General features: G+C 63.8%; 19 protein-coding genes. 17 read left to right on the top strand and 2 right to left on the bottom strand.

The window, feature by feature from the left end; genetic code table 11:
* The first annotated feature begins 15 nt into the window (after positions 1 to 15).
* From PI87_RS00095 to PI87_RS00065, 7 genes are all read left to right on the top strand, one after another.
* Complete coding sequence (locus tag PI87_RS00095; RefSeq protein WP_039595658.1) at positions 16 to 585, top strand: septation protein A; 570 nt, start codon at positions 16 to 18, stop codon at positions 583 to 585.
* The gene (locus tag PI87_RS00090; protein ID WP_039595657.1) at positions 585 to 857 is read left to right on the top strand and encodes a BolA family protein; all 273 of its coding nucleotides are present in this window, start codon (positions 585 to 587) and stop codon (positions 855 to 857) included. Before PI87_RS00095 ends, PI87_RS00090 begins: the two co-directional genes overlap by 1 nt.
* A gap of 42 nt (positions 858 to 899) precedes the next feature.
* Positions 900 to 1697 carry a peptidylprolyl isomerase gene (locus tag PI87_RS00085; RefSeq protein ID WP_039595656.1) on the top strand — a complete coding sequence of 266 codons (798 nt, stop codon included), beginning with the start codon at positions 900 to 902 and terminating at the stop codon, positions 1695 to 1697.
* Between the two features lie 295 nt (positions 1698 to 1992).
* Positions 1993 to 2973, top strand: coding sequence for an ABC transporter substrate-binding protein (locus tag PI87_RS00080; protein WP_039595655.1), 981 nt, complete (start codon positions 1993 to 1995; stop codon positions 2971 to 2973).
* A 184-nt stretch (positions 2974 to 3157) separates the two neighbouring features.
* Positions 3158 to 4066: an ABC transporter permease gene (locus tag PI87_RS00075; RefSeq protein ID WP_039595654.1), complete on the top strand. Its 909-nt coding sequence runs from the start codon at positions 3158 to 3160 to the stop codon at positions 4064 to 4066.
* Between the two features lies 1 nt (position 4067).
* Complete coding sequence (locus tag PI87_RS00070; RefSeq protein WP_039595653.1) at positions 4068 to 4862, top strand: ABC transporter ATP-binding protein; 795 nt, start codon at positions 4068 to 4070, stop codon at positions 4860 to 4862.
* Positions 4863 to 5011: 149 nt separating this feature from the next.
* Positions 5012 to 6124, top strand: a complete 1113-nt coding sequence (locus PI87_RS00065; RefSeq protein ID WP_039595652.1) for a J domain-containing protein — start codon at positions 5012 to 5014, stop codon at positions 6122 to 6124.
* A gap of 80 nt (positions 6125 to 6204) precedes the next feature.
* Here the strand turns inward: PI87_RS00065 and PI87_RS00060 are convergent, their stop codons facing one another.
* The gene (locus tag PI87_RS00060) at positions 6205 to 7272 is read right to left on the bottom strand and encodes a porin (protein ID WP_039595651.1); all 1068 of its coding nucleotides are present in this window, start codon (positions 7270 to 7272) and stop codon (positions 6205 to 6207) included.
* A gap of 208 nt (positions 7273 to 7480) precedes the next feature.
* On the opposite strand from PI87_RS00060, the gene PI87_RS00055 reads away from it, so the two are divergent.
* From PI87_RS00055 to PI87_RS00025, 7 genes are all read left to right on the top strand, one after another.
* Positions 7481 to 8161, top strand: a complete 681-nt coding sequence (locus tag PI87_RS00055; protein WP_039595650.1) for a response regulator — start codon at positions 7481 to 7483, stop codon at positions 8159 to 8161.
* Positions 8158 to 9585: a sensor histidine kinase gene (locus PI87_RS00050; RefSeq protein WP_039595649.1), complete on the top strand. Its 1428-nt coding sequence runs from the start codon at positions 8158 to 8160 to the stop codon at positions 9583 to 9585. Before PI87_RS00055 ends, PI87_RS00050 begins: the two co-directional genes overlap by 4 nt.
* Before the next feature lie 452 nt (positions 9586 to 10037).
* Positions 10038 to 11126: an ABC transporter ATP-binding protein gene (locus PI87_RS00045; RefSeq protein ID WP_039595648.1), complete on the top strand. Its 1089-nt coding sequence runs from the start codon at positions 10038 to 10040 to the stop codon at positions 11124 to 11126.
* 84 nt (positions 11127 to 11210) lie between these two features.
* Positions 11211 to 12251, top strand: a complete 1041-nt coding sequence (locus PI87_RS00040; protein WP_039595647.1) for an ABC transporter substrate-binding protein — start codon at positions 11211 to 11213, stop codon at positions 12249 to 12251.
* Positions 12252 to 12353: 102 nt separating this feature from the next.
* Positions 12354 to 13622, top strand: coding sequence for an ABC transporter permease (locus PI87_RS00035; protein ID WP_039596398.1), 1269 nt, complete (start codon positions 12354 to 12356; stop codon positions 13620 to 13622).
* 16 nt (positions 13623 to 13638) lie between these two features.
* Complete coding sequence (locus tag PI87_RS00030; RefSeq protein ID WP_039595646.1) at positions 13639 to 14475, top strand: ABC transporter permease; 837 nt, start codon at positions 13639 to 13641, stop codon at positions 14473 to 14475.
* 174 nt (positions 14476 to 14649) lie between these two features.
* The gene (locus PI87_RS00025; protein ID WP_039595645.1) at positions 14650 to 16287 is read left to right on the top strand and encodes a hypothetical protein; all 1638 of its coding nucleotides are present in this window, start codon (positions 14650 to 14652) and stop codon (positions 16285 to 16287) included.
* A gap of 67 nt (positions 16288 to 16354) precedes the next feature.
* Here the strand turns inward: PI87_RS00025 and PI87_RS00020 are convergent, their stop codons facing one another.
* Positions 16355 to 17119, bottom strand: a complete 765-nt coding sequence (locus PI87_RS00020) for an SDR family NAD(P)-dependent oxidoreductase (RefSeq protein WP_039595644.1) — start codon at positions 17117 to 17119, stop codon at positions 16355 to 16357.
* Between the two features lie 127 nt (positions 17120 to 17246).
* On the opposite strand from PI87_RS00020, the gene PI87_RS00015 reads away from it, so the two are divergent.
* From PI87_RS00015 to PI87_RS00005, 3 genes are all read left to right on the top strand, one after another.
* The gene (locus tag PI87_RS00015) at positions 17247 to 18173 is read left to right on the top strand and encodes a LysR family transcriptional regulator (protein WP_039595643.1); all 927 of its coding nucleotides are present in this window, start codon (positions 17247 to 17249) and stop codon (positions 18171 to 18173) included.
* Between the two features lie 272 nt (positions 18174 to 18445).
* Positions 18446 to 20068 (top strand): NAD(P)/FAD-dependent oxidoreductase, encoded by a 1623-nt coding sequence (locus tag PI87_RS00010; protein ID WP_039595642.1) that lies wholly within the window; start codon positions 18446 to 18448, stop codon positions 20066 to 20068.
* 180 nt (positions 20069 to 20248) lie between these two features.
* Positions 20249 to 21487 carry a serine hydrolase domain-containing protein gene (locus tag PI87_RS00005; RefSeq protein ID WP_232313912.1) on the top strand — a complete coding sequence of 413 codons (1239 nt, stop codon included), beginning with the start codon at positions 20249 to 20251 and terminating at the stop codon, positions 21485 to 21487.
* Positions 21488 to 21615: the final 128 nt, after the last annotated feature.

The following is a 21615-nucleotide window of genomic DNA, read 5'->3' as shown; positions in this document are numbered from 1 at the left end:
CAAGCGCGTTCCCGCATGAAATTCCTGTTCGATCTGTTCCCGGTCATCCTGTTCTTTGCTGCCTTCAAGGTGGCCGGTATTTATGTGGCGACCACCGTCGCGATGGTCGCCACCGTGCTGCAGATCGCCTGGGTGTGGTTCAAGCACCGCAAGGTGGACGCCATGCAGTGGCTGTCGTTGCTCATCATCGGCGTGTTTGGCGGCGCAACGCTCATCTTCCACAACGACACCTTCATCAAGTGGAAGCCGACGGTGCTGTACTGGCTGTTTGGCGTCGTGCTGCTGGGCAGCGTAGTGTTCGTTCGCAAGAACCTCATCCGCGCCATGATGGAGCAGCAGGTGTCGCTGCCCGAACAGATGTGGGGCCGACTGAACCTGGTGTGGGCCGTGTTCTTCCTGGCCATGGGTGGCCTGAACCTGTACGTGGCCTACCACTTTGACACCGACGTCTGGGTCAACTTCAAGCTGTTCGGCTCGATGGGCCTGATGGTGCTGTTCATCCTCGTGCAGAGCGTCTGGCTCGCCCGTCACATGCAAGAGCGCCCCGCCGACAAAACTGTCGACAACTCGAAGGAACAGATCTGATGGCCGCAGACCCGCGCGAAATCGAGCGCCTGCTGCGCGAGGCCTTCCAGCCCATCCACCTTGTCGTTGAAGACGACAGCGCCAAGCACGCCGGCCACGCCGGCGCGGCCTCCGGCGGCGGACATTACAACGTCGAAATCGTCAGCTCAGCCTTCGCCGGCAAGAGCCGCGTTGCGCGCCATCGCATGGTGTATGATGCGCTGCACACGCTGTGGCCAGCGGCGATTCATGCCCTGGCGATCCGCGCGGTCACTCCCGAAGAAAACACGTAAGCGCATTCCACGCTCACTCGTCCTTCCCTCGAACGCAATCCCATGAAGATTTCCAGCCTCACCGCCAGCCTGCTGGCTGTTGCCCTTGCTGCGACCGTTGCACCCGCCATGGCGCAAAACGCCGCCGTGGTCAACGGCAAAGCCATCCCGAGCGCCAAGGTGGACGCGCTGATCAAGAAGTCGGGCCAGCCCGAATCGCCGGAGCTGCGCAGCAAGGCCCGCGACATGCTGATCGACCGCGAACTGATCGAGCAGGACGCCGCCAAGCGTGGCCTGCTGGAGCGCGACGACGTGCAAGAACAACTGGCCGCATCCCGCCTGAACGTGCTGGTGGCCGCCGAGTTCGAGGACTACGTCAAGAACAGCCCCGCCACCGAAGACGAACTGCAAAAGCAGTACGAGAAGATCAAGGCGCAGTTCGGCAACGGCAAGGAATACCACGCCCACCACATCCTGGTGGACAAGGAAGCCGACGCGAAGGCGATCATCGCCAAGCTCAAGGCTGGCGGCAATTTCGAAGCCATTGCCAAGGCCCAATCGAAGGACAAGGGATCGGGCGCCAACGGCGGCGATCTGGACTGGGCGAACCCGGGCACCTATGTGCCGGAGTTCTCAGCCGCCCTCACGGGCCTGAAGAAGGGTGAGATCACCCAGACGCCGGTCAAGTCGCAATTCGGCTGGCACGTGATCCGCCTGGACGACACGCGCGACGCGAAGATCCCGTCCTACGAAGAGGTCAAGCCGCAGTTGCTCGAAATGATGATGGGCGACCAGAACTGGCAACGCAGCAAGTTCCAGGCAATGCTGAAGGATCTGCGCGAAAAGGCGAAGATCCAGTAATCACCGCCCCGCAGGGGGCTGTAGAAAAGGGGCCTCGTGCCCCTTTTTGATTTTTGGGCCCAGGATCGATCGCACGCAACGTGAAACCCTTGCCCGGTCAATCAGGTATGCCTCAAAGCGCTTCTGAAGTGTTTGCTGAAAAGCGCTGAGATTTGTCTCATAATGTGCGCCCACGTGCGCCGGCTTTGCACTGCTTCGGTGCGCTCAAGAACGTCTGAAAACCAACCACGCCAGCAGGGGCTCATCCCGCCCGTCGCCAGAGCGAAACCACCCAAAAGGAAAACAGGAGATCCTTATGTCCAGCTTCAAGCACGCCTTCCGCCTCGCTGCGCTTGCCGCCATTCCGATGGCACTTCTGCAAGCCACCCCGGCGCTGGCCCAGGCTACCAAGTCGGTCGAAGTGCTGGCCATCGTTGAGCACCCGGCTCTCGACGCCATCCGCGACGGCGCCAAGGAACAGCTCAAGGCCGAAGGCTTCGACGCCGGCAAGAACCTGAAGTGGGAATACCAGAGCGCGCAAGGCAGCACCGCCACCGCCGCGCAGATCGCCCGCAAGTTCATCGGCGACAAGCCGGATGCCATCGTCGCCATCGCCACGCCGTCGGCGCAGGCCGTGGTTGCCGCCACCAAGAGCATCCCGGTGGTCTACTCCGGTGTGACTGACCCGGTTGCCGCCCAACTGGTCAAGAGCTGGGAACCGACGGGCACCAACGTGACCGGCGTGTCCGACAAGCTGCCGCTGGACAAGCAGATCGCCCTGATCAAGCGCGTGGTGCCGGGCGCCAAGCGCGTGGGCATGGTCTACAACCCGGGTGAAGCCAACTCGGTCGTGGTCGTCAACGAACTGAAGAAGCTCCTGACGGCCCAGGGCATGACGCTGGTGGAATCGGCTGCCCCGCGCACCGTGGACATCGCCCCGTCCGCCAAGAACCTGATCGGCAAGGTCGACGTGATCTACACGAACACCGACAACAACGTGGTGTCGGCGTATGAGTCGCTGGTGAAGGTGGCCAACGAAGCGAAGATCCCGCTGGTGGCCGGTGATACGGACAGCGTGAAGCGTGGCGCCATCGCCGCGCTGGGCATCAACTACTACGACCTGGGCAAGCAGACCGGTGCTGTCGTTGCCCGCATCCTGAAGGGCGAGAAGCCGGGCGCAATCGCCTCGGCCGGCAGCTCCAACCTGGAACTGTTCGTGAACGAAGGCGCCGCCAAGAAGCAAGGCGTGACCCTGTCGGCAGACCTGCTGAAGGACGCCAAGGAAGTCATCAAGTAAGTCGCAAGGCGCCGGACCGGCTTCCACCCAACGGAAGCCGCCCGGCGCGGGTCCAGCAGCCCGAATCCAAACGCGGTTATCCGCCGCATAATGGCCGGGCGCTCGCGCTCTACCCTCAAGCGTCCCCGTTCATCGCCTTCTTTGCCTGACGGCGTGGTGCCCAACCACCTCGCCCTACTCTGTCATGTCACTTTTTTCGTTACTCGGCGCCCTGGAGATCGGTCTGATCTTCAGTCTCGTGGCGCTCGGGGTGCTGATTTCCTTCCGCATCCTCAACTTCCCTGACCTCACTGTCGACGGCAGCTTCCCTATGGGTGGCGCTGTTGCAGCCACGCTCATCGCCGGCGGACACGATCCGTTCACGGCGACCCTGTGCGGCACGCTGGCTGGTGCCGCTGCGGGCTTCATCACGGGCTGGCTCAACGTGCGCCTGAAGATCATGGATCTGCTCGCCAGTATTCTGATGATGATCGCGCTGTACTCGGTCAACCTGCGCATCATGGGCAAGCCGAACGTGCCGCTCATTACCGAGCCGACCGTGTTCTCGCTGCTGCAGCCGGAATGGATGCCCGACTACGTGTTCCGCCCGGTGCTGCTGGCCGTGGTGGTGGTCGTGGTCAAGCTGCTGGTGGACTGGTTCTTCTCCACGCAGGTCGGCCTCGCGCTGCGTGCCACCGGCGCCAACCCCCGCATGGCACGCGCCCAAGGCGTGGCTACCGGCCGCGCTACGCTGGCCGGCATGGCGCTGTCCAACGCGCTGGTCGCCCTTGCCGGTGCGCTGTACGCGCAAACGCAAGGCGGCGCGGATGTGTCGATGGGTATCGGCACCATCGTGATCGGCCTGGCCGCCGTCATCATCGGCGAGACCGTGCTGCCGGCACGCCGCCTGGTGCTGACCACGCTGGCCGTGGTGGTGGGCGCGATCCTGTATCGCTTCTTCATCGCCCTGGCGCTCAACAGCGATTTCATCGGCCTGCAGGCGCAGGATCTGAACATGGTGACCGCCGCGCTGGTGGTGATCGCTCTCGTGCTTCCCGGTGTGCGCCGCAAGGTGTTCGGCAAGCTGGCCAAGAACGGCTCCAAGGGGAACTGACATGCTGAGCGCACAAGGACTCACCCTCACCTTCAACCCCGGCACGCCGATCGAAACCCGCGCGCTGCGTGGCCTGTCGCTGGAGATCCCCACAGGCCAGTTCGTGGCCGTGATCGGCTCGAACGGCGCCGGCAAGTCGACGTTCCTGAACTCCATCAGCGGCGACCAGTTGGTCGATTCGGGCAGCATCACCATCAACGGTGAAGACGTCACCCGCAAGACCGCCTGGCAGCGCGCCGACAAGGTCGCCCGCGTGTTCCAGGACCCGATGGCCGGCACCTGCGAGAACCTGACCATCGAAGAGAACATGTCGCTGGCCATGTGCCGCGGGCAGCGTCGTGGCTTCTCGTTCGCAACCAACCGCAAGTGGCGCGAGATCTTCCGCGAGCAACTGCGCCGGCTCGACCTGGGGCTGGAAAACCGCCTGACGGATCGCATCGGCCTGCTCTCGGGCGGCCAACGCCAAGCGGTGAGCTTGCTGATGGCCTCGCTGCAACCGTCGCGCATTTTGCTGCTGGACGAGCACACCGCCGCGCTGGACCCCAAAACGGCCGCCTTCGTTCTGGAGCTGACCGCCAAGATCGTCTCGGAAAGCAAGCTGACGACGATGATGGTCACGCACTCCATGCGTCAAGCGCTCGACTACGGCGACCGCACGGTGATGCTGCACCAGGGCAACGTGATCCTCGACGTGCAGGGCGAGGAGCGCAAAGGCCTCGACGTGCCGCACCTGCTGCAAAAGTTCGAGGAAACGCGCGGCGCCAAGGTGGACGACGACGCGCTACTGCTCGGCTGATGCCAGCGTCGCGTTCCAACGCACCATGAAGAACGGGCACCTTCGGGTGCCCGTTTTTTTGCACTGACGGAGTCATCTCCCCGCGCGGAGCCGCCTGCCTACAATGCACAGTCAACCATGATGTTTCCCGCATTCTCGAACACCTTGCCATGACCAAGGCACACCGTCCGGCCATCCGCATTGCGCCCGACCAGCACGAGCAGGACACGCCAACGCTTTCGCGAGGGCAGAAGTCATTCAACGCGCTGATCAAGCAGATCGAAAATCGGCGCAAGCGGCTGGCCGACTGGGAGGCCGCCACGACGCAGTTTCAGACGCGCTATGCCGGCGAGTTCCTGCCGCTTGCGCGGACCCACACCAACCTGAAGATCCGGCTGGTGCGCGCTCTGGACCAAGCCTACGAGCACGAGGCGCTCACCAAGCCCGAGCGTCGCAAAATATCCGCCCGCATCGTCGACCTGGCCGGCAATCTGATTGACGAAGACGCCAGCCTGAAAGCCATTTACAACAAGTACAGCGGAACGGACTTCGACCGTGAAGCCGCAGCACACACCGCGGAGATGAAATCGCGGCTGGAGGCAATATTCGGTGTCGATCTGGGGGATGACGACGATCTGCCTTCGCAGGAAGCGCTATTGCAACGCGCCCGTGCGCACGTCGAGCAACAGACCGCCAAGAAAGCCGCCCTCGCAAGCAAGCGCGAAGCCCGCCGAGCCGCCCGGAAAAAATCCCCCAAGCAGCTTGCGGAAGAGGCACGCGAGCAGGAGGAGCAGGCACAGATCAGCCTGTCCATCCGCGAGGTCTACCGCAAGCTTGCCAGCGCCCTGCACCCCGACCGTGAGCCTGATCCGCAGGAGCGCGACCGAAAGACCCGGCTCATGCAGCGCGTCAACGAGGCTTATGACAAGAACAACCTGCTGCAACTGCTGGAGCTGCAGCTTGAGCTTGACCACATTGACCAGCGCTCCATCAACCACCTCAGCGAAGCCCGGCTGACGCACTACAACGAGATCCTGAAGGACCAGGTGCGCGAGCTGGACCGGCAGATCCATCGTGCCGAGATGGGGTTCCGGCACACCTACGGATACCACCGGCACGGGGCGCTGTCTCCGGACGCGGTCTTGCAGCATCTCGCCACGAACATCGACGCGCTCCAGGTGAGTATTCGCAGCATCGAGCAGGACCTTGCAGCATGCGACGACATCATGCATTTGAGGCGCATGCTGAAATCCCGCACGCAGGCGCAATCAGCCGTTGACTGATGCCCTTTCGAGGAACAGTCCAATCCAGCAAAACGGGCACCCGAAGGTGCCCGTTCTCTTTACAGCGATCGGTAATGCGATCAGAAGCGGTGCTGCAGACCCGCCGTCACACCAATCTGGCTGTTGCCGTAGCCAACTACATCACGCGAGAGGCTCACGTTCTGGCCGTTCTGGGCCTTGGCGTAAGCCGCCGACAGATACGCCGTGGTGCGCTTGGACAGCGCGTACTGGCCGCGCAGCGAGAACATGATCGGGTCAGCCGAGTTGTTCACGCCCTTGATGTTCTGCTTGTACACCGCGCCGTACAGTGTGAACGCCGGCGTGAAGTCGTAGCTGGCGCCTGCCCAGTACATGTCGCTGCGCTGTGTGGCGGCGGCCGTGGTGAACGCGCGCTTGTAGTTGCGGTAGCCCGCGAACAGCTTCAGCGCACCGAAGTCGTAGCTGGCGCCAGCGTGGATGCCCTGGATGTAGTCGGTCGTATCAGCCGGCGTCACGCTCGTGCCTGCGCCGTTCTGGCGGTCCCACGTGGCAGCGGCCGAGAAGCCGCCCACGCTGTAGCCGATACCCAGGTCGTACTTGGACGAGCTCTTGAAGTTGCCTGCCGCCTCGCCAAAGCCCACGGTGGCGCCCAGCTTCAGGCCGCCGAACGTGCCGTCATAGCGCACGGCGTTGGAGGCGCGCGAGAACAGGCCGTCTTTGCGGTCACCCGTTGCCGTGGACGACGTGGCCCACGAGTAGTTCGGCGCGTAGCCCATCGGGTCGTACGGCAGCATGAAGTCGTATGTGGTGGTGAAGGTGCGACCGGCCACGACTTGGCCAAAGCCACCTGCCAGGCCAACCACTGCGCGGCGGTCGAACAGCGTGTTGTCGGTGTCCAGCTTGCCGGTGTCGACGGCGATGCCGCTTTCCAGGTTGAAGACCGCCTTCAGGCCGCCGCCCAGGTCTTCCGTGCCGCGCATGCCCCAGCGCGAGGTGTTCTTGCCGCCCGACACCAGTCGGGTGACGCCGCCACCGTTCGGGCCGGCGTGGTTCACGTACTCGATGCCCGAGTCGACGATCCCGTACAGGGTCACGTTGGACGATTGTGCGGCTGCAGTGCCGGCGGTGGCGAACGCAACTGCCGCCAGCGCCATCGAAGTCATTTTCATCAGGTCTCCCTTAATCGTTGTCCTGCCGCAAGCGCCGCTGTGACGGGGCCTTGGGGCGGCACGGATCGTATGAGGGGCGCACTTTCAGTTCACTTTCGATTGGCCGGAAATTGGAGGGGTGTACTCAGGGGGTATCGGGGGTTTCCCCTAGCTTCAAAACGTGCGGGGATGTCTGTATCTCTCTGCGGCTGATTGAGACACGTCCGATATGCGCATCCTGTTGGTGGAAGACAACCTGAAGCTGGCCAGCACGCTGGAAGAAGCCCTGAGCCAGGCCGGCTTTACGGTTGACTGCGTGCACGACGGCCACGCGGCCGATCTGCTGCTCACCACGCAGGACTACGCACTGGCCATTCTCGACATCGGCCTGCCACGCCTGGATGGGCTGGAAGTGCTGCGCCGCCTGCGCGCCCGCAAGAACCCACTGCCGGTGATGATCCTGACCGCACACGGCGCCGTGGAAGAGCGCGTGCGCGGCCTGAACCTCGGTGCTGACGATTACCTTGCGAAGCCGTTCGACCTGACCGAAGTGGAAGCCCGCGCCCGCGCGCTCATCCGCCGCAGCCACGGCCACGAGAGCACACAACTGCAATGCGGCCCGCTGCATTACGACGGCATCAGCGGCGCCTTCACACTCAACGGCGAGCTGCTCGCCCTCACCGGTCGTGAACGTGCCGTGCTGGAAGTGCTGATGCTGCGCGACGGCCGCGCCGTCAACAAAGCGGCCATCTCCGAGAAAATCTTCAGCATCAACGAATCCGTCAATGCCGATGCCATCGAGATCTACGTACACCGCCTGCGCAAGAAGCTCGACGGCAGCGGCGTGGCCATCGTCATGCTGCGCGGGCTCGGATACCTGCTGGAAGCGGCGGAAGGCACAGCCCCATGAGCCCGCCGAGCCTGCGCCGGCAGCTCTCGCTCTGGCTGCTGCTGCCGCTGCTGGGGCTGCTCGCGCTCGATGCGTGGCTGACCTACACGCGCGCCATGAACGCCGCGCACGTTGCGTTCGACCGCACGCTGGAAGCATCGCTCAAGGCCATGCGTGAAGGCGTGCGCCTGCGCGAGGGGCACTTCGCCATCGACCTGCCCTACCTGGCGCTGGAAATCCTGGAGTCCGAAACCGGCAGCAGCATCTTCTACCGGATCGCCGACACGGGCGGCAACACGCTCACCGGCTACAACGAGCTACCCCTGCCCGGCGGGCGTCAGCCCATGCCGTACCACACCGTCTTTTACGACACGACGTTCCGCAACATGCAGGTGCGCATGGCGGCCCAGCCGATACCGGTGCGCGATACGCAATCCGCACAGATCCGGCTCGTGTGGCTGCTGGTGGGCGAAACGCTGGAGCCACGCGAAGCGCTAGCGCACGAGATTTTGGCGGGCTCGCTGCAGCAGGAGGTGCTGCTGGTGGTGCTGGCCGTAGGCATTGTCTGGCTGGGCGTGCGGCGCGGGCTGCGGCCGCTGCGGCAGTTGAGCGAAAGCATGGCCAGCCGCGGCACCGATGAACTGGCGCCCCTGCCCCAGCACGGCTTGCCGGCCGAAGTCGCCCCGCTGGTCGAGGCGATCAACCAATACGTGGCGCGCCTGCTGCGCATGGTGCAGGCCCGCAAGCGCTTCTTTGCCGATGCGGCCCATCAGTTGAAGACACCACTCGCCGTGATCCAAGCGCAATCGGAACTCGCGCTGCGCGAGCCGGACGGCGATCGCATCCGCCGCCATCTGGAGCCACTGCACGGCACCGTGCGACAGGCGGCCAAGGGCGTGCAGCAATTGCTGTCGCTCTCAAGGCTGGAGCCGGACAGCGGCTACGCCCCGCAACTGCAACCGCTGCGCCTCGACACGCTGGCCGGCGACGTGGCGCTTGAGCTCGCGCCGGTCGCGCGCAAGGTCGGCATCGACCTCGGCTTTGAAGGCGACCCCGTCATGGTGGCCGGTGAGCCCCAATGGCTGCAGGAGATGATCGGCAACCTGCTCGACAACGCCATCCGTTACGCAGGCCACGGCGCCCGCGTAACCGTGCGCGTCAAACGCCAGACGATGGCCATGCTGGGTGACCAGGCTGTGCTGCAGGTGGAAGACGACGGCCCCGGCATTGCCGTGCCTGAGCGCGATGCGGTGTTCAGCCGCTTCTATCGCGGTGCCGCTGCGGCCGCCGCGCAAGATCAGGATGGCAGCGGCCTGGGCCTGGCCATCGTGCGGGAGATCGCCCGCGTGCATGGCGGCACCGTGGCGCTATCGGAAACGCCCGGCGGCGGGCTGACCGTGAGTGTGTGCCTGGCGCTCGCCCCGGTTGACGAGCCAGCAACCTGATCGCACGTCACCTGACGGGTTGCTGCAAGACAACATGGCCGGGCCGTAACAGTGTGTCGTGCCAGTTGCGGTGCACCGCTTCCGTGACGACGCGCCGCACCATTTTCAGGCGTGCAAGCGCGCCTCTCCTTGCCCTCGAATTGGTTCCATCCGGTCTGCGGCAGCCGCCACCGCACCTGCCCCGGCAGCGATCTACACTCAAACGATTGCGCCATCCACCCGAACACCCCGCCATGCTTGCCTGGGCAAGGCCCTGGGGCTTTTCCCTATTGTGGTGCCGGAGGGCCTTTTGCCCGCTCGCAGTGCAAGCTTAGTGACTCCAATTGGCTCTATCAAATAACCAGAATTGGGTCCACTTGGCAAAACAATGAGCCGCTATAGTCCTTCCACAGATCGTCACAACACGACATGTTGACCAGCCCGGCACACGCGGGAAACGGCAGGAGGCAGCAATGAAGACCGACGACGTGATCGTCAGCTTTCGCGGTGTACGCAAGACGTACGACGGCGAGACCCTTGTAGTCAAACACCTGGATCTCGACATCTACCAGGGCGAGTTCCTCACGCTGCTCGGCCCCTCCGGCTCGGGCAAGACAACGTGCCTGATGATGCTGGCCGGGTTTGAATTCCCGACCGGCGGCGAGATCCGCCTGGAAGGCGCGCTGCTCAATAACGTGCCGCCGCACAAGCGCAACATCGGCATGGTGTTCCAGAACTACGCGCTGTTCCCGCACCTGACGGTGGCACAGAACGTGGAATACCCGCTGACTGTGCGCAAGATTCCAGCCAGTGAGCGCGCCGACCGCGTGCACAAGGCCCTGCAGATGGTGCGTATGGAAGGCTTTGCCAAGCGCTACCCCGCACAGCTCTCGGGCGGCCAGCAGCAGCGCATCGCACTGGCCCGCGCGCTGGTGTTCGAGCCCAAGCTGGTGCTGATGGACGAGCCGCTGGGCGCGCTCGACAAGCAACTGCGCGAACACATGCAGTACGAGCTGAAGTCCCTGCACGAAAAACTGGGCGTGACCTTTGTCTACGTCACGCACGACCAGGGCGAGGCACTCACCATGTCTGACCGCGTGGCCGTGTTCGACAAGGGCATCGTGCAGCAGCTCGACACGGTGGACAGCCTGTACGAACGCCCCTGCAACGAGTTCGTCGCCAACTTCATTGGTGACAGCAACACGCTGCGCGGCACCGTCACCCGCATCGACGGCGACTACTGCGAGCTGCAACTCAATGACGGCGCCCGCATCATGGGCCGCAACATCGCCGGTGCCAGCGTGGGTGCCACCGCCACCGGCTGCATTCGCCCCGAGCGCATGCGCCTGATTGACGGCGCACCTGCCAATGGCAATGCAATCGCTGGCCAGACACGCGGCCTCGTCTACTTTGGCGACCACGTGCGCATGCGCTGCGCCCTGCCCGACCAACCCGAATGCTTCGTCAAGGTGCCGCTGGGCACGCGCGCGCTCGAAGGCTTTGCGCCCGGCGCGCCGATCCAGCTTGAGTTCGCACCCGAACACCTGCGCGTTTTTGCCTAAACCACGCGGGCACATCACCCGATGCGCCCACGTACCACGACCACAAGCCGTAACTACAAGCCAAAGCCAAAAGAGGAGCCAGGAATGAAACACATCGCGAAGATGCATCTGAGCGTACTTGCCGGCGCGTTCGCCATTGCATTCGGTGCGCACGCTGCAGAAGTCACCGTCGTCAATTTCGGCGGCGCCAACGGCGACGCGCAGAAGGCCGCCTTCAACAAGCCGTTTGAGACGCAGACCAGCAACAAGGTCACCGTGGTCGAGTACAACGGCGAGCAGGCCAAGATCAAGGCCATGGTGGAAGCCAAGCACGTCAACTGGGACGTGGTGGAAGTCGAATCCGGCGACATCGGCCGCGGTTGCGATGAAGGCCTCTTCGAAAAGCTCGACTGGAGCAAGATCGCCAAGAAGACCGATCTGATTCCCGAGTCGCCCAGCGTCTGCGGCGTGGGCTTCTTCGTGTGGTCGACCGCGATGGCGTACAACGCCGACAAGCTCAAGACCGCCCCCACCGGCTGGGCCGATTTCTGGGATGTGAAGAAATTCCCGGGCAAGCGCGGCATGCGCAAGGGTGCGCGCGGCAACCTGGAATTCGCGCTGATGGCCGACGGCGTGCCGGTCAAGGACGTCTACAAGGTGCTGGCCACCAAGGACGGCCAGAACCGCGCGTTCAAGAAGCTCGATCAGTTGAAGGCGAACATCCAGTGGTGGGAAGCCGGTGCGCAGCCGCCGCAGTTCCTGGTGGCGGGTGACGTGGTGATGTCCACCGCGTTCAACGGCCGCATCGACGCCGCGCAACGCGAAGGCAAGAACCTGAAGGTGGTCTGGAACGGCAGCATCTACGACCTGGACTACTGGGCCATCCCCAAGGGCACGCCCAATAAGGCGCTGGCCGAGCAGTACATCGCCTACACGCTGTCGCAGAAGCCGCAGCAGGAATACGCCAAGCACATCGCGTACGGCCCGGCCAACGTAGCGGCCATCAAGGCGCTCGATGCCAAGACCCAGGCCAACATGCCCAACTCGCCCGAGAACGCCAAGAACGCCGTGCTGCAGAACCTGCAGTTCTGGACCGACCACGGTGACGAGCTGGAACAGCGCTTCGCCTCGTGGGCGTCGAAGTAAGGACGTAGTGCAGTGACCGCGCGGATGCCCTGCCAACTTGATCGTGGCGCGGCGTCCGCCGGATGAATCTCCGCAGCATTTGGCGAGGCAGCATTGAACACCATGACGATCGCGGCTGAATCGGTTCCGGAATCGACGGCCAAACTCAAACGCGAACTGAAGAGCGCTGAGGCGCGCAGGCGTGCCATGGCGCTGGCCCTGGTGGCGCCGCTCGCCATCTTCCTGCTGCTGATCTTCGTTGTGCCGATCGGCGCCCTGCTCACGCGCGCCGTGCAGAACCCCGAGGTGGCCGACGCGCTACCCAAAACGGTAGCCGCGCTCAAGAACTGGGACCGCAAGACCCCACCCGCTGATACCGCTTACGTTGCGTTAGCCGCAGACCTGACCACGGTGAGCGAAGGCGAAGCGATGGGCGCCTTGGCCCGCCGCCTGAACACGGAGATTCCCGGCTTCCGCTCGCTGGTCGCCAAGACCGCGCGTGCCATGCCGCTGGCCGACGACCAGGGCAAGGCGCTGACGCTCACGCCCGACCAGACCCGCGCCAAGCTCCTCGAACTCGACGAGCGCTGGGGCGACGCCACCTACTGGCAGGCCATCGCCAAGAACAGCAGCCGCACATCGCCGTTCTACCTGCTGGCCGCGCTGGACCACAAGCAAGACGCCTTCGGCCACATCGAAGCGACCGATCCCGACGAGCAGATCTACGTGACCGTGTTCGTGCGCACCTTCGTCATCAGCGCGATGGTCACGCTGTTTGCGCTGCTGCTGGGGTACCCGCTGTCGTACTGGATTGCGTCGCTGCCCGAGCGCCGCGCCAACCTGGTCATGGTGCTGGTGTTGATCCCGTTCTGGACCTCGATCCTCGTGCGTGTGGCCGCGTGGATCGTGCTGCTGCAGACCGAGGGGCTGATCAACCACGGCCTGATGGACCTCGGCATCATCAAGGAGCCGCTCGCACTGCTGTTCAACCGCGTGGGCGTGTACATCTCCATGACGCACATCCTGCTGCCGTTCATGATCCTGCCGCTGTACAGCGTGATGAAGTCGATCCCACCCACGTACCAGCGCGCTGCCATATCGCTGGGCAGCCATCCGTTTGCCGCGTTCTGGCGCGTGTACGTGCCGCAGACGTATCCGGGCATCGGCGCCGGGGCGCTGCTGGTGTTCATCCTGGCGCTGGGCTACTACATCACGCCCGCGCTGCTGGGCGGGCCGAACGACCAGATGGTCAGCTACTACGTGGCGTACTTCACCAACGTCACCATCAACTGGGGCATGGCGTGCGCGCTGGGCGCTCTGCTCTTGGCAGCCACCTTGGTGCTGTACGGGGTGTATGGGCGCTTCACGCGGCCCAAGGTTCGCGTCGGTTGAACGGAGCGCATTGACTATGAAACTCGCCAAACCGATGTTCGCCCCACACACCTCGCTCATCGAGCGCATCTGGTACTTCGCGCTGCGCGGCCTGGCCGTGCTGACGCTGCTCTACCTCGTGCTGCCGGTGCTGGTGATCGTGCCGCTGTCGTTCTCGTCGAGCACGTTCCTCTCGTACCCGATTCCGAGCTATTCACTGCGGTGGTATCAGAACCTCGTCACGTCGGATGAATGGCGCATGGCGGCCAAGAACAGCTTCATTGTGGCGCCCGCAGCTACGATCGTGGCAACGGTGCTCGGCACGCTTGCCGCCATCGGCCTGAACAAGGCGGACTTTCGCGGCAAGGCGCTGCTGATGGCCGTGCTGGTGTCGCCGATGATCGTGCCGGTGGTCGTGGTGGGCGTGGGTATGTATCTGTTCTTCGCGCCGCTGGGGCTGGCGAACACATATATCGGGCTGATCCTCGCGCATGCGGCGCTGGGCGTGCCGTTTGTGGTGACCACCGTGCTGGCCACGCTGCAGGGCTTCAACCACAACCTGGTGCGCGCGAGCCTGTCGCTGGGTGCGAACCCGGTCATGACCTTCTTCCGCATCACCCTGCCTGTCATCGCACCGGGTGTGATTTCGGGTGCGCTGTTTGCCTTTGCTACGTCGTTCGACGAGGTCGTGGTCACGCTCTTCCTGGCCGGCGCCGATCAGGTCACGCTGCCGCGCCAGATGTTTACCGGGATTCGCGAGAACATCTCGCCGACGATTGCTGCGCTGGCGACGATTCTGATCGTGTTCTCGACCTGCCTGCTGCTGACGTTTGAGTGGTTGCGCGGGCGGGCGGCGGCCAAGGCGGTGGCCTGAACATCACCTCGCGGGCTGCCAAGCGCAGCTCGCCTGTCACGACTCCATCGATACCGTTGCACCGGCCAATCGGAGGCGGATTTACCTAGAATTCGCCCGAGGCCGCCATCCGGCCCGCATCGGGCCGTTGCCCGACATTTCGTTCGCCGCGCTGTCCGATATCGAGGGCCATCGATGATCTTCCTGAAGACACTGCGCAGATTGGCGCGGATGCCAGTCGCCCTGGCAGCACTCATCACCTTTGGCTGCGCCTCGCGCATCGCCGATGCCGCAGACATCTGGCTCGCTGCGGTCGACCCCGTCGTCCGCGCCGCCCACCACTGGGACGCGAGCGCGGACTACATGGACCTGTTCCTGCCCGACGCGCCCTGGGCCACGGTCGCCAAGCACACGCGCGTCTTCAAGATCGGGCCAGGCTTTGCATCGCAAGGCAGTGATGCCGACCTGAAGCAGCTCTTTGCCAACCTGCAACGCAGGCATATCGCGCTGGCGCTGGAGATCGGCCTGCTGAGCATCTCGGATCATTGCCACGAAAAAACCGAAGCCTACGGCGAACCCGGCCTGGTCGAACGTGTACTGCAGCGGATCAAACGGCTCGGCGGCCACCTTGATTACCTTGCGATGGACGAGCCGTTCTTCTATGGCCATCAATATGCGGGGCCCGATGCGTGCAAGTTGTCCGCATCGCAGTTGGCACAGGACATTGCGCCCAATGTCGCCATTGCAAAGACAATCTTCCCCGGCATCAAGATCGGTGATGTGGAGGTGGTCTACGATTCAGCGGCGTTTCTCGACGCTACCAAGGAGTGGATCGACGCCTACGCCAAGGCAACCGGCACCCCGCTGGCATTCTTCCATGCGGATGAAAGCTGGTCGCCGCAGGCAACACAGCAACTGGTGCCGTTGGCCGCGTTTCTGAAACAACGGCAGATCCATTTTGGCGTGATCTATAACGCCGGCCCGCAAGGGACGAGCGATGCGCTCTGGGCGCAAGCCGCCACCCGGCATGCAGATCAGGTAGAAAGCGAACTCGCCTTGCAGCCGGATGATGCGCTGTTTCAGACCTGGGAGCCGTTTCCGACACGCCTGCTGCCGGAAACGGAAAGCGGCACCCTGACCAACATCGCGCTTCGGTATCTGCGCGCACCCAGCCGCCTATCACTCACGCAAAAAGGTGCCCGCCTAGAGGGCCGACTGACTGACGGAAAAGGCACGCCGGTTGCGCATGCGGCCATCCTGCTCAGCACGTTCGGAGACACAAGTCACGACGGCGGCATGGTGCGAAAGACCGTCACCGGCAAGGTCCCCGCCAACGCGCGCGCCGCTGTGCTTGCGGTACGCGTCAACCAGGAATTGAGTTGCATGGCCTGTACGGGCGCCGTCGTCGCAAGGTTGGGCCCCGCCACCTACCGGGAAACCACCGAGGGCGGCGAGACGGACCAGCGCTTCACGCCCGCTGTCATCGATGTGTCGGCAACGCATACGATGGCCACGAACTCGGCCAAGTTTCCCATTCAGCCCGATGCCGGCTTCACGTTCGAGATACCCGTGGCTGTTCGGACACAGGCAGAACACGCCAGCAGCGTCGGCGTGCTGTTCGTCGACGCGCTGGGGCACGAAGTGCAGCGAAGAATGATCCGCCTCGAAACCACCGAAGCACAGCTCGGCACAGCCGAAACCGATACCGACGGCAGGTTTGCATTCGCGTTACGCCCCGGATTCGCGGACGGGACTCAGCCCGCCTTCACGGCCCAGTTTGACGGCTCCGACACGCTCCGGGGAGCTTCAGCGCGAAGCTTGCCTCGCGACTGACCAGGCCGTCCGGCGCGTTGCGCTTTCACGCATCGAGCCCGGGGCCTGCCAGCTGGACTGTGCCTGCTTACAAGAACATGCCGCCCGAGGCTTCGATGCGTTGAGCATTGATCCAGCGGTTATCCGGCGACAGCAGCGACGCCACCACACCACCGATATCGTCTGGCACTCCAGCTCGGCCCAACGCCGTGTTGGAGGCCACCATCGCATTCAGATTGGCGTTATCACGCACGGCACCGCCGCCAAAGTCCGTCTCGATGGCACCCGGTGCGACTACGTTCACTGCAATGCCGCGCGCGCCGAGCTCCTTCGCCAGGTACTTGGTCAGCACCTCGATCGCGCCCTTCATCGCCGCATACGCGCCGTAGCCCGGCAGAGCAAAGCGCGCCAGCCCCGACGAGATGTTCACGATGCGTCCGCCATCGGCCATGAGCGGCAGCAGGATCTGCGTGAGGAAGAACACGCCCTTGAAGTGCACGTTCATCAGTTCATCGAACTGCACTTCGGTTGTCTCGGCCACGGTGGCGTGCACGCCAACGCCCGCGTTGTTGACAAGGAAATCGAAACGCTCAGCCTTCCATTGCGCCAGCACACCGCGCACGGCATCGGCAAAGGCCGGGAAGGTGGCGATCTTGCCGGTGTCGAGCTGCAGCGCGGCAGCGCGACGGCCCGGGGCAGTCACCTCGGCCACCAGGGCATCGGCTTCCGCGCGGTTGCTGCGGTACGTGAAGATCACGTCGGTGCCGCGCTGGGCCAGCTTCTGGACCATGTTCTTGCCAAGACCGCGGCTGCCGCCGGTCACGATGGCGATGGGGGGGTGGGATTGGGTCATGTTGCTCTCCGTCGGGTTAAGGGTGTCGAACACCGTGAGAGCATGGTATTGGGCGACAAACGAAGAATAAATCTCGCCTATCCTATTGCTGTGTTTGCTCACAGATAACAATCGACTCGCTACCGTCATGTCCACCAACCGACTCGAAGCCATGCAGATCTTTGTGCGCGTGGCCGAACTCGCCAGCTTCACGCGTGCCGCAGAAGCCCTGAGCATCCCCAAGCCCGCCGCCTCGGTAGCGGTGCAGCAACTGGAAACGATGCTCGGCACCCGCCTGCTGCACCGGACCACCCGCAAGGTGCAACTCACGCAAGACGGCCAGACTTTCTACGAGCGCTGCCAGGACCTGCTGGCCGACATGGACGAGCTACAGACTATGTTCCGCCAGAGCCCGCAGGCGCTACGCGGCCGCTTGCGTGTGGACATGCCGGTGGGCGTCGCCCGCCGCATTGTCATCCCCGCCCTGCCCAGCCTGCTGGATGCGCACCCTGAGCTGGAAATCGAACTCTCCAGCACCGACCGCCGCGTCGACCCGGTGCGCGAAGGCTTTGATTGCGTGCTGCGCATCGGCACCCTCACCGACAGCAGCCTGATCGCCCGCCCGCTCGGCCAGCTGTCACAGATCAATTGCGCCAGCCCGGCATACATCGCCCGCTACGGCATGCCGAAAATGCTGGAAGACCTCGACCACCATCGCATCGTCCACTACGTGCAAACGCTGGGCACCAAATCGCCGGGGTGGGAGTACACCGTGGATGGCCGCTCCGCATTTAGGCCCATGCAGGGTGCGGTGACGGTCAGCTCGGCCGAGAGCTATGACGCTGCGTGCCGCGCGGGGCTGGGGATGATTCAGGCGCCGGTGTATGCCGGGCTGTCATCTGCCATTGCGGATGGCACGCTGGTGGAGGTGCTGCCCGATTTCCGGCCGCCGCCGATGCCGGTGTCGTTTGTATATCCGAACCGGAGGAATCTGCCGGTGCGGGTGCAGGTGTTTATGAATTGGATGGAGGGGTTGTTGAAGGGGTATATGGCGGAGCGTGGTTCGGGGGGCTAGGGAAATCGCTCCTCAGATAATCTGCCGACGGACAAGGAGCACCATGAAGAGCCAGAACACCATGCCAAGGATGGCAACTGGGTCCTGCCCCACTCGCTTTGGATCGCAGCACATCGACCTCGCGCCTGGAGCGGATTGCGCCCGCCATTGGCCTTGACAGGAATCGGTGGCACGAAGAAATCGAACAGGTCAGCTCCTTTCCATTTGAGAAGCCGCTGAACCTATAAAATACGGACTCGCCACGATTCCCGTGGCAACCGCACTCAGCACCCATGTTACGTTTAAGCGAAGTCAAACTCCCTCTGGACCATGCCGAAGACGATCTTGAAGCCGCAGTTCGTGCGCGCCTCGCGGATCTCGGCGTAGCGGCAGACGGGCTCGTCCGTTACACCGTATTCCGCCGTGCCCACGATGCACGCAAGCGCTCGGATATCAAGCTGACCTATATCGTCGACGTCGAAGTCAAGGACGAGGCGGCCGTGCTCAAGCGGATCGCCGGCAAGCCGCATTGCGGGGTGACGCCGGACATGACCTACCGCTTTGTTGCGCAGGCACCCGAGCACATGACGCGTCCGCGTCCGGTGGTGATCGGCATGGGGCCGTGCGGTCTGTTCGCGGGACTGATCCTCGCGCAGATGGGGTTCCGTCCCATCATCCTCGAACGTGGCAAAGCCGTGCGCGAGCGTACCAAGGACACCTTTGGCCTGTGGCGCAAGAGCGTACTCAACCCGGAATCCAACGTGCAGTTTGGCGAAGGCGGCGCTGGGACGTTTTCCGACGGCAAGCTGTACAGCCAGATCAAGGATCCGCACCACTACGGCCGCAAGGTGCTCGAGGAATTCGTCAAGGCGGGCGCACCGGAAGACATCCTGTATCTGAGCCGACCGCACATCGGCACGTTCCGCCTCGTCAGCATGGTGGAAAAAATGCGCGCGACCATCCACGAACTGGGCGGCGAAGTGCGCTTCGAAACCCGGGTGGACGATATCGAAATCGAACAGGGCAAGGTGCGCTCGCTCAAGCTCTCGAACGGTGAAACGCTGCGGTGCGACCACGTCGTGCTGGCCGTTGGCCACAGCGCCCGCGACACGTTCCAGATGCTGCACGATCGCGGTGTTTATGTCGAAGCCAAGCCGTTTTCACTGGGTTTTCGCATCGAACATCCGCAGGGGCTGATCGATCGTGCCCGCTTTGGCAAGTTTGCGGGCCACAAGGAACTCGGCGCGGCCGACTACAAGGTGGTCCACCACTGCAGCAATGGCCGGGCGGTCTACAGTTTTTGCATGTGCCCCGGCGGCACGGTGGTCGCGGCAACCTCTGAGCCGGGCCGCGTCGTCACCAATGGCATGAGCCAGTATTCGCGGGCCGAGCGCAACGCGAATGCGGGCATCGTCGTCGGCATCACGCCGGAAGACTATCCCGGCGGGCCGCTGGCGGGCATCGCGTTTCAGCGCAAATGGGAAGAGCGGGCATTCGAACTCGGCGGCGGCAACTACCAGGCGCCCGGTCAACTGGTTGGCGATTTCATCGCCGGCCGGCCGTCGACGTCGCTTGGCTCCGTCATGCCGTCGTACAAGCCGGGCGTGCACCCGACCGATCTCAGCACGGCACTCCCTGACTACGTGATCGAAGCCATCCGTGAGGCGCTCCCCCAGATCGATAAGAAGATCGCAGGCTTCGCGATGCACGATGCCGTGCTCACCGGCGTGGAGACGCGCACTTCGTCACCGATCCGGATTCGACGCAAAGACGACTACCAAAGCATGAACGTCGAAGGTCTGTATCCGGCCGGCGAAGGCGCCGGATATGCCGGTGGTATCTACTCGGCGGCCATCGACGGCATCGAAGTGGCGCAAGCGGTGGCACTCAATCTGACATCGACGCACGCGTCCTGATGTGTGGGAACGAGGGCGGCTGGCGAGCCGCCTCACGAGTGTGATCGTCTCGTCGACCCGGTACGCGAAGGCTTCAATCGCATGCTGCGCATCGGCCCCTCACTGGCAGCAGCCTGATCGCCCGCTACGGCATGGCAAAGAGGGCTTGCCGCTGCCCGCAACCTAACCCTCGCCCCCGTCATGAAAGCTCTCCAATACTGTGCAATGTGCGCGCTACTCGCCTGTAGCGTCGCCCTCGCATCGCCCGATGAAGATCGGCTCGGCAAGGCGCAAGGCTATCCGCTTGCGCCAAGCGCGGCACGCATCCACGACGCCCAATACATCGTGGGGGCCTTCAGCGGCATGGACCATATCTCGCCGTCTTGCGAACTTGCGCCGGCCGACAAACCGGCGCCATTCAAGATCGCAGAAAAGGAGGCGGATGTCCGGTATCGCTTCCGCAACCATGACTACACGCTGGCGGACTACATGGAGCATCAGCGCGCGACCGCCGTGCTGATCGTTCAGGATGGCGTCATCCTGGCTGAGCATTACGGCTACGACCGTACCCAAGACATGCGCATGCTGTCCAACTCGATGGCCAAGACGCTGGTGGCACTTGCCATCGGCAAGGCGCTGGAGGATGGAAGCCTGCGCTCGCTGGACGACCGCGTTGACCAATACGTGCCCGGGCTTGCGGGCACGCTGTACGGCGCAACGCGCATCATCGATCTTCTGCGCATGGCCTCTGGCGCGAAGTACGTCGAGGACTACACCCCCACCGACGACCGGGCTCGCTTCCTCAAAACGGCAGCCAGGCAAGGCGTGCTCGCGGCAGCCGCCCAAGTCAACGAGCGCGCCGATGCGCCGGGCACGCGTTTCAACTATGCGGGCGTGCAAACCGAAGTGTTGGCGCTGGTGCTGCAGGCGGCTACGCAGCGCAGCCTGTGCGACTTCGTTGACGACAAGCTATGGAAGCCGATGGGGGCACAAGCGAAGGCAACCTATCTTGTGCGCGAATCCGACGGATCCGCGTTTGCCCAGGGCGGCTTCAATGCGACGGCTCGGGACTACGCGCGCCTCGGATCCATGCTGGCCAACGATGGCGTGGTGCAAGGCCAGCAAGTCGTGCCGCGCGAGTTCCTGTTGGACATGACCGACGCATCCCGCCAGCCCGATCCGTTTCGCCCTGGGCAGATGGTCTATCACGGCAGCCGCTACTACGGCTATGGCTTCCAGGTCTGGCTTCCGCCGGGAGAAGCGCGGCGCTTCGTGCTGCTCGGCATCCATGGACAAGCCATCTACGTGGACCCGCGATCCAGGCTGACCATGGTCCATCTTGCGGTGGGGCAGGATGCGGCGGGCGATGCGAGCGGCGCCCATTTAGGCGCAGAGCGGGAGGCGTTGTGGCGCGGCGTTGTGGAGAGGTTTGGGCGCTGAAGCGCGGGATGCTGGGCACCAACTCGCCGGGGTTAGCGAGGGCGCAGGTGTTTATGGGCCGGATGGAGAGGTTATTGGGGCCGTATTTGGGGGGCGCAGTTAGGGAGCGCCGGGCCTGTCCGAGATTT

It is taken from the genome of Ralstonia sp. A12 (assembly GCF_000801955.1).
In the GTDB taxonomy this organism is placed as follows: Bacteria; Pseudomonadota; Gammaproteobacteria; order Burkholderiales; family Burkholderiaceae; genus Ralstonia.
This window is presented reverse-complemented; position numbering and strand designations above follow the sequence as displayed.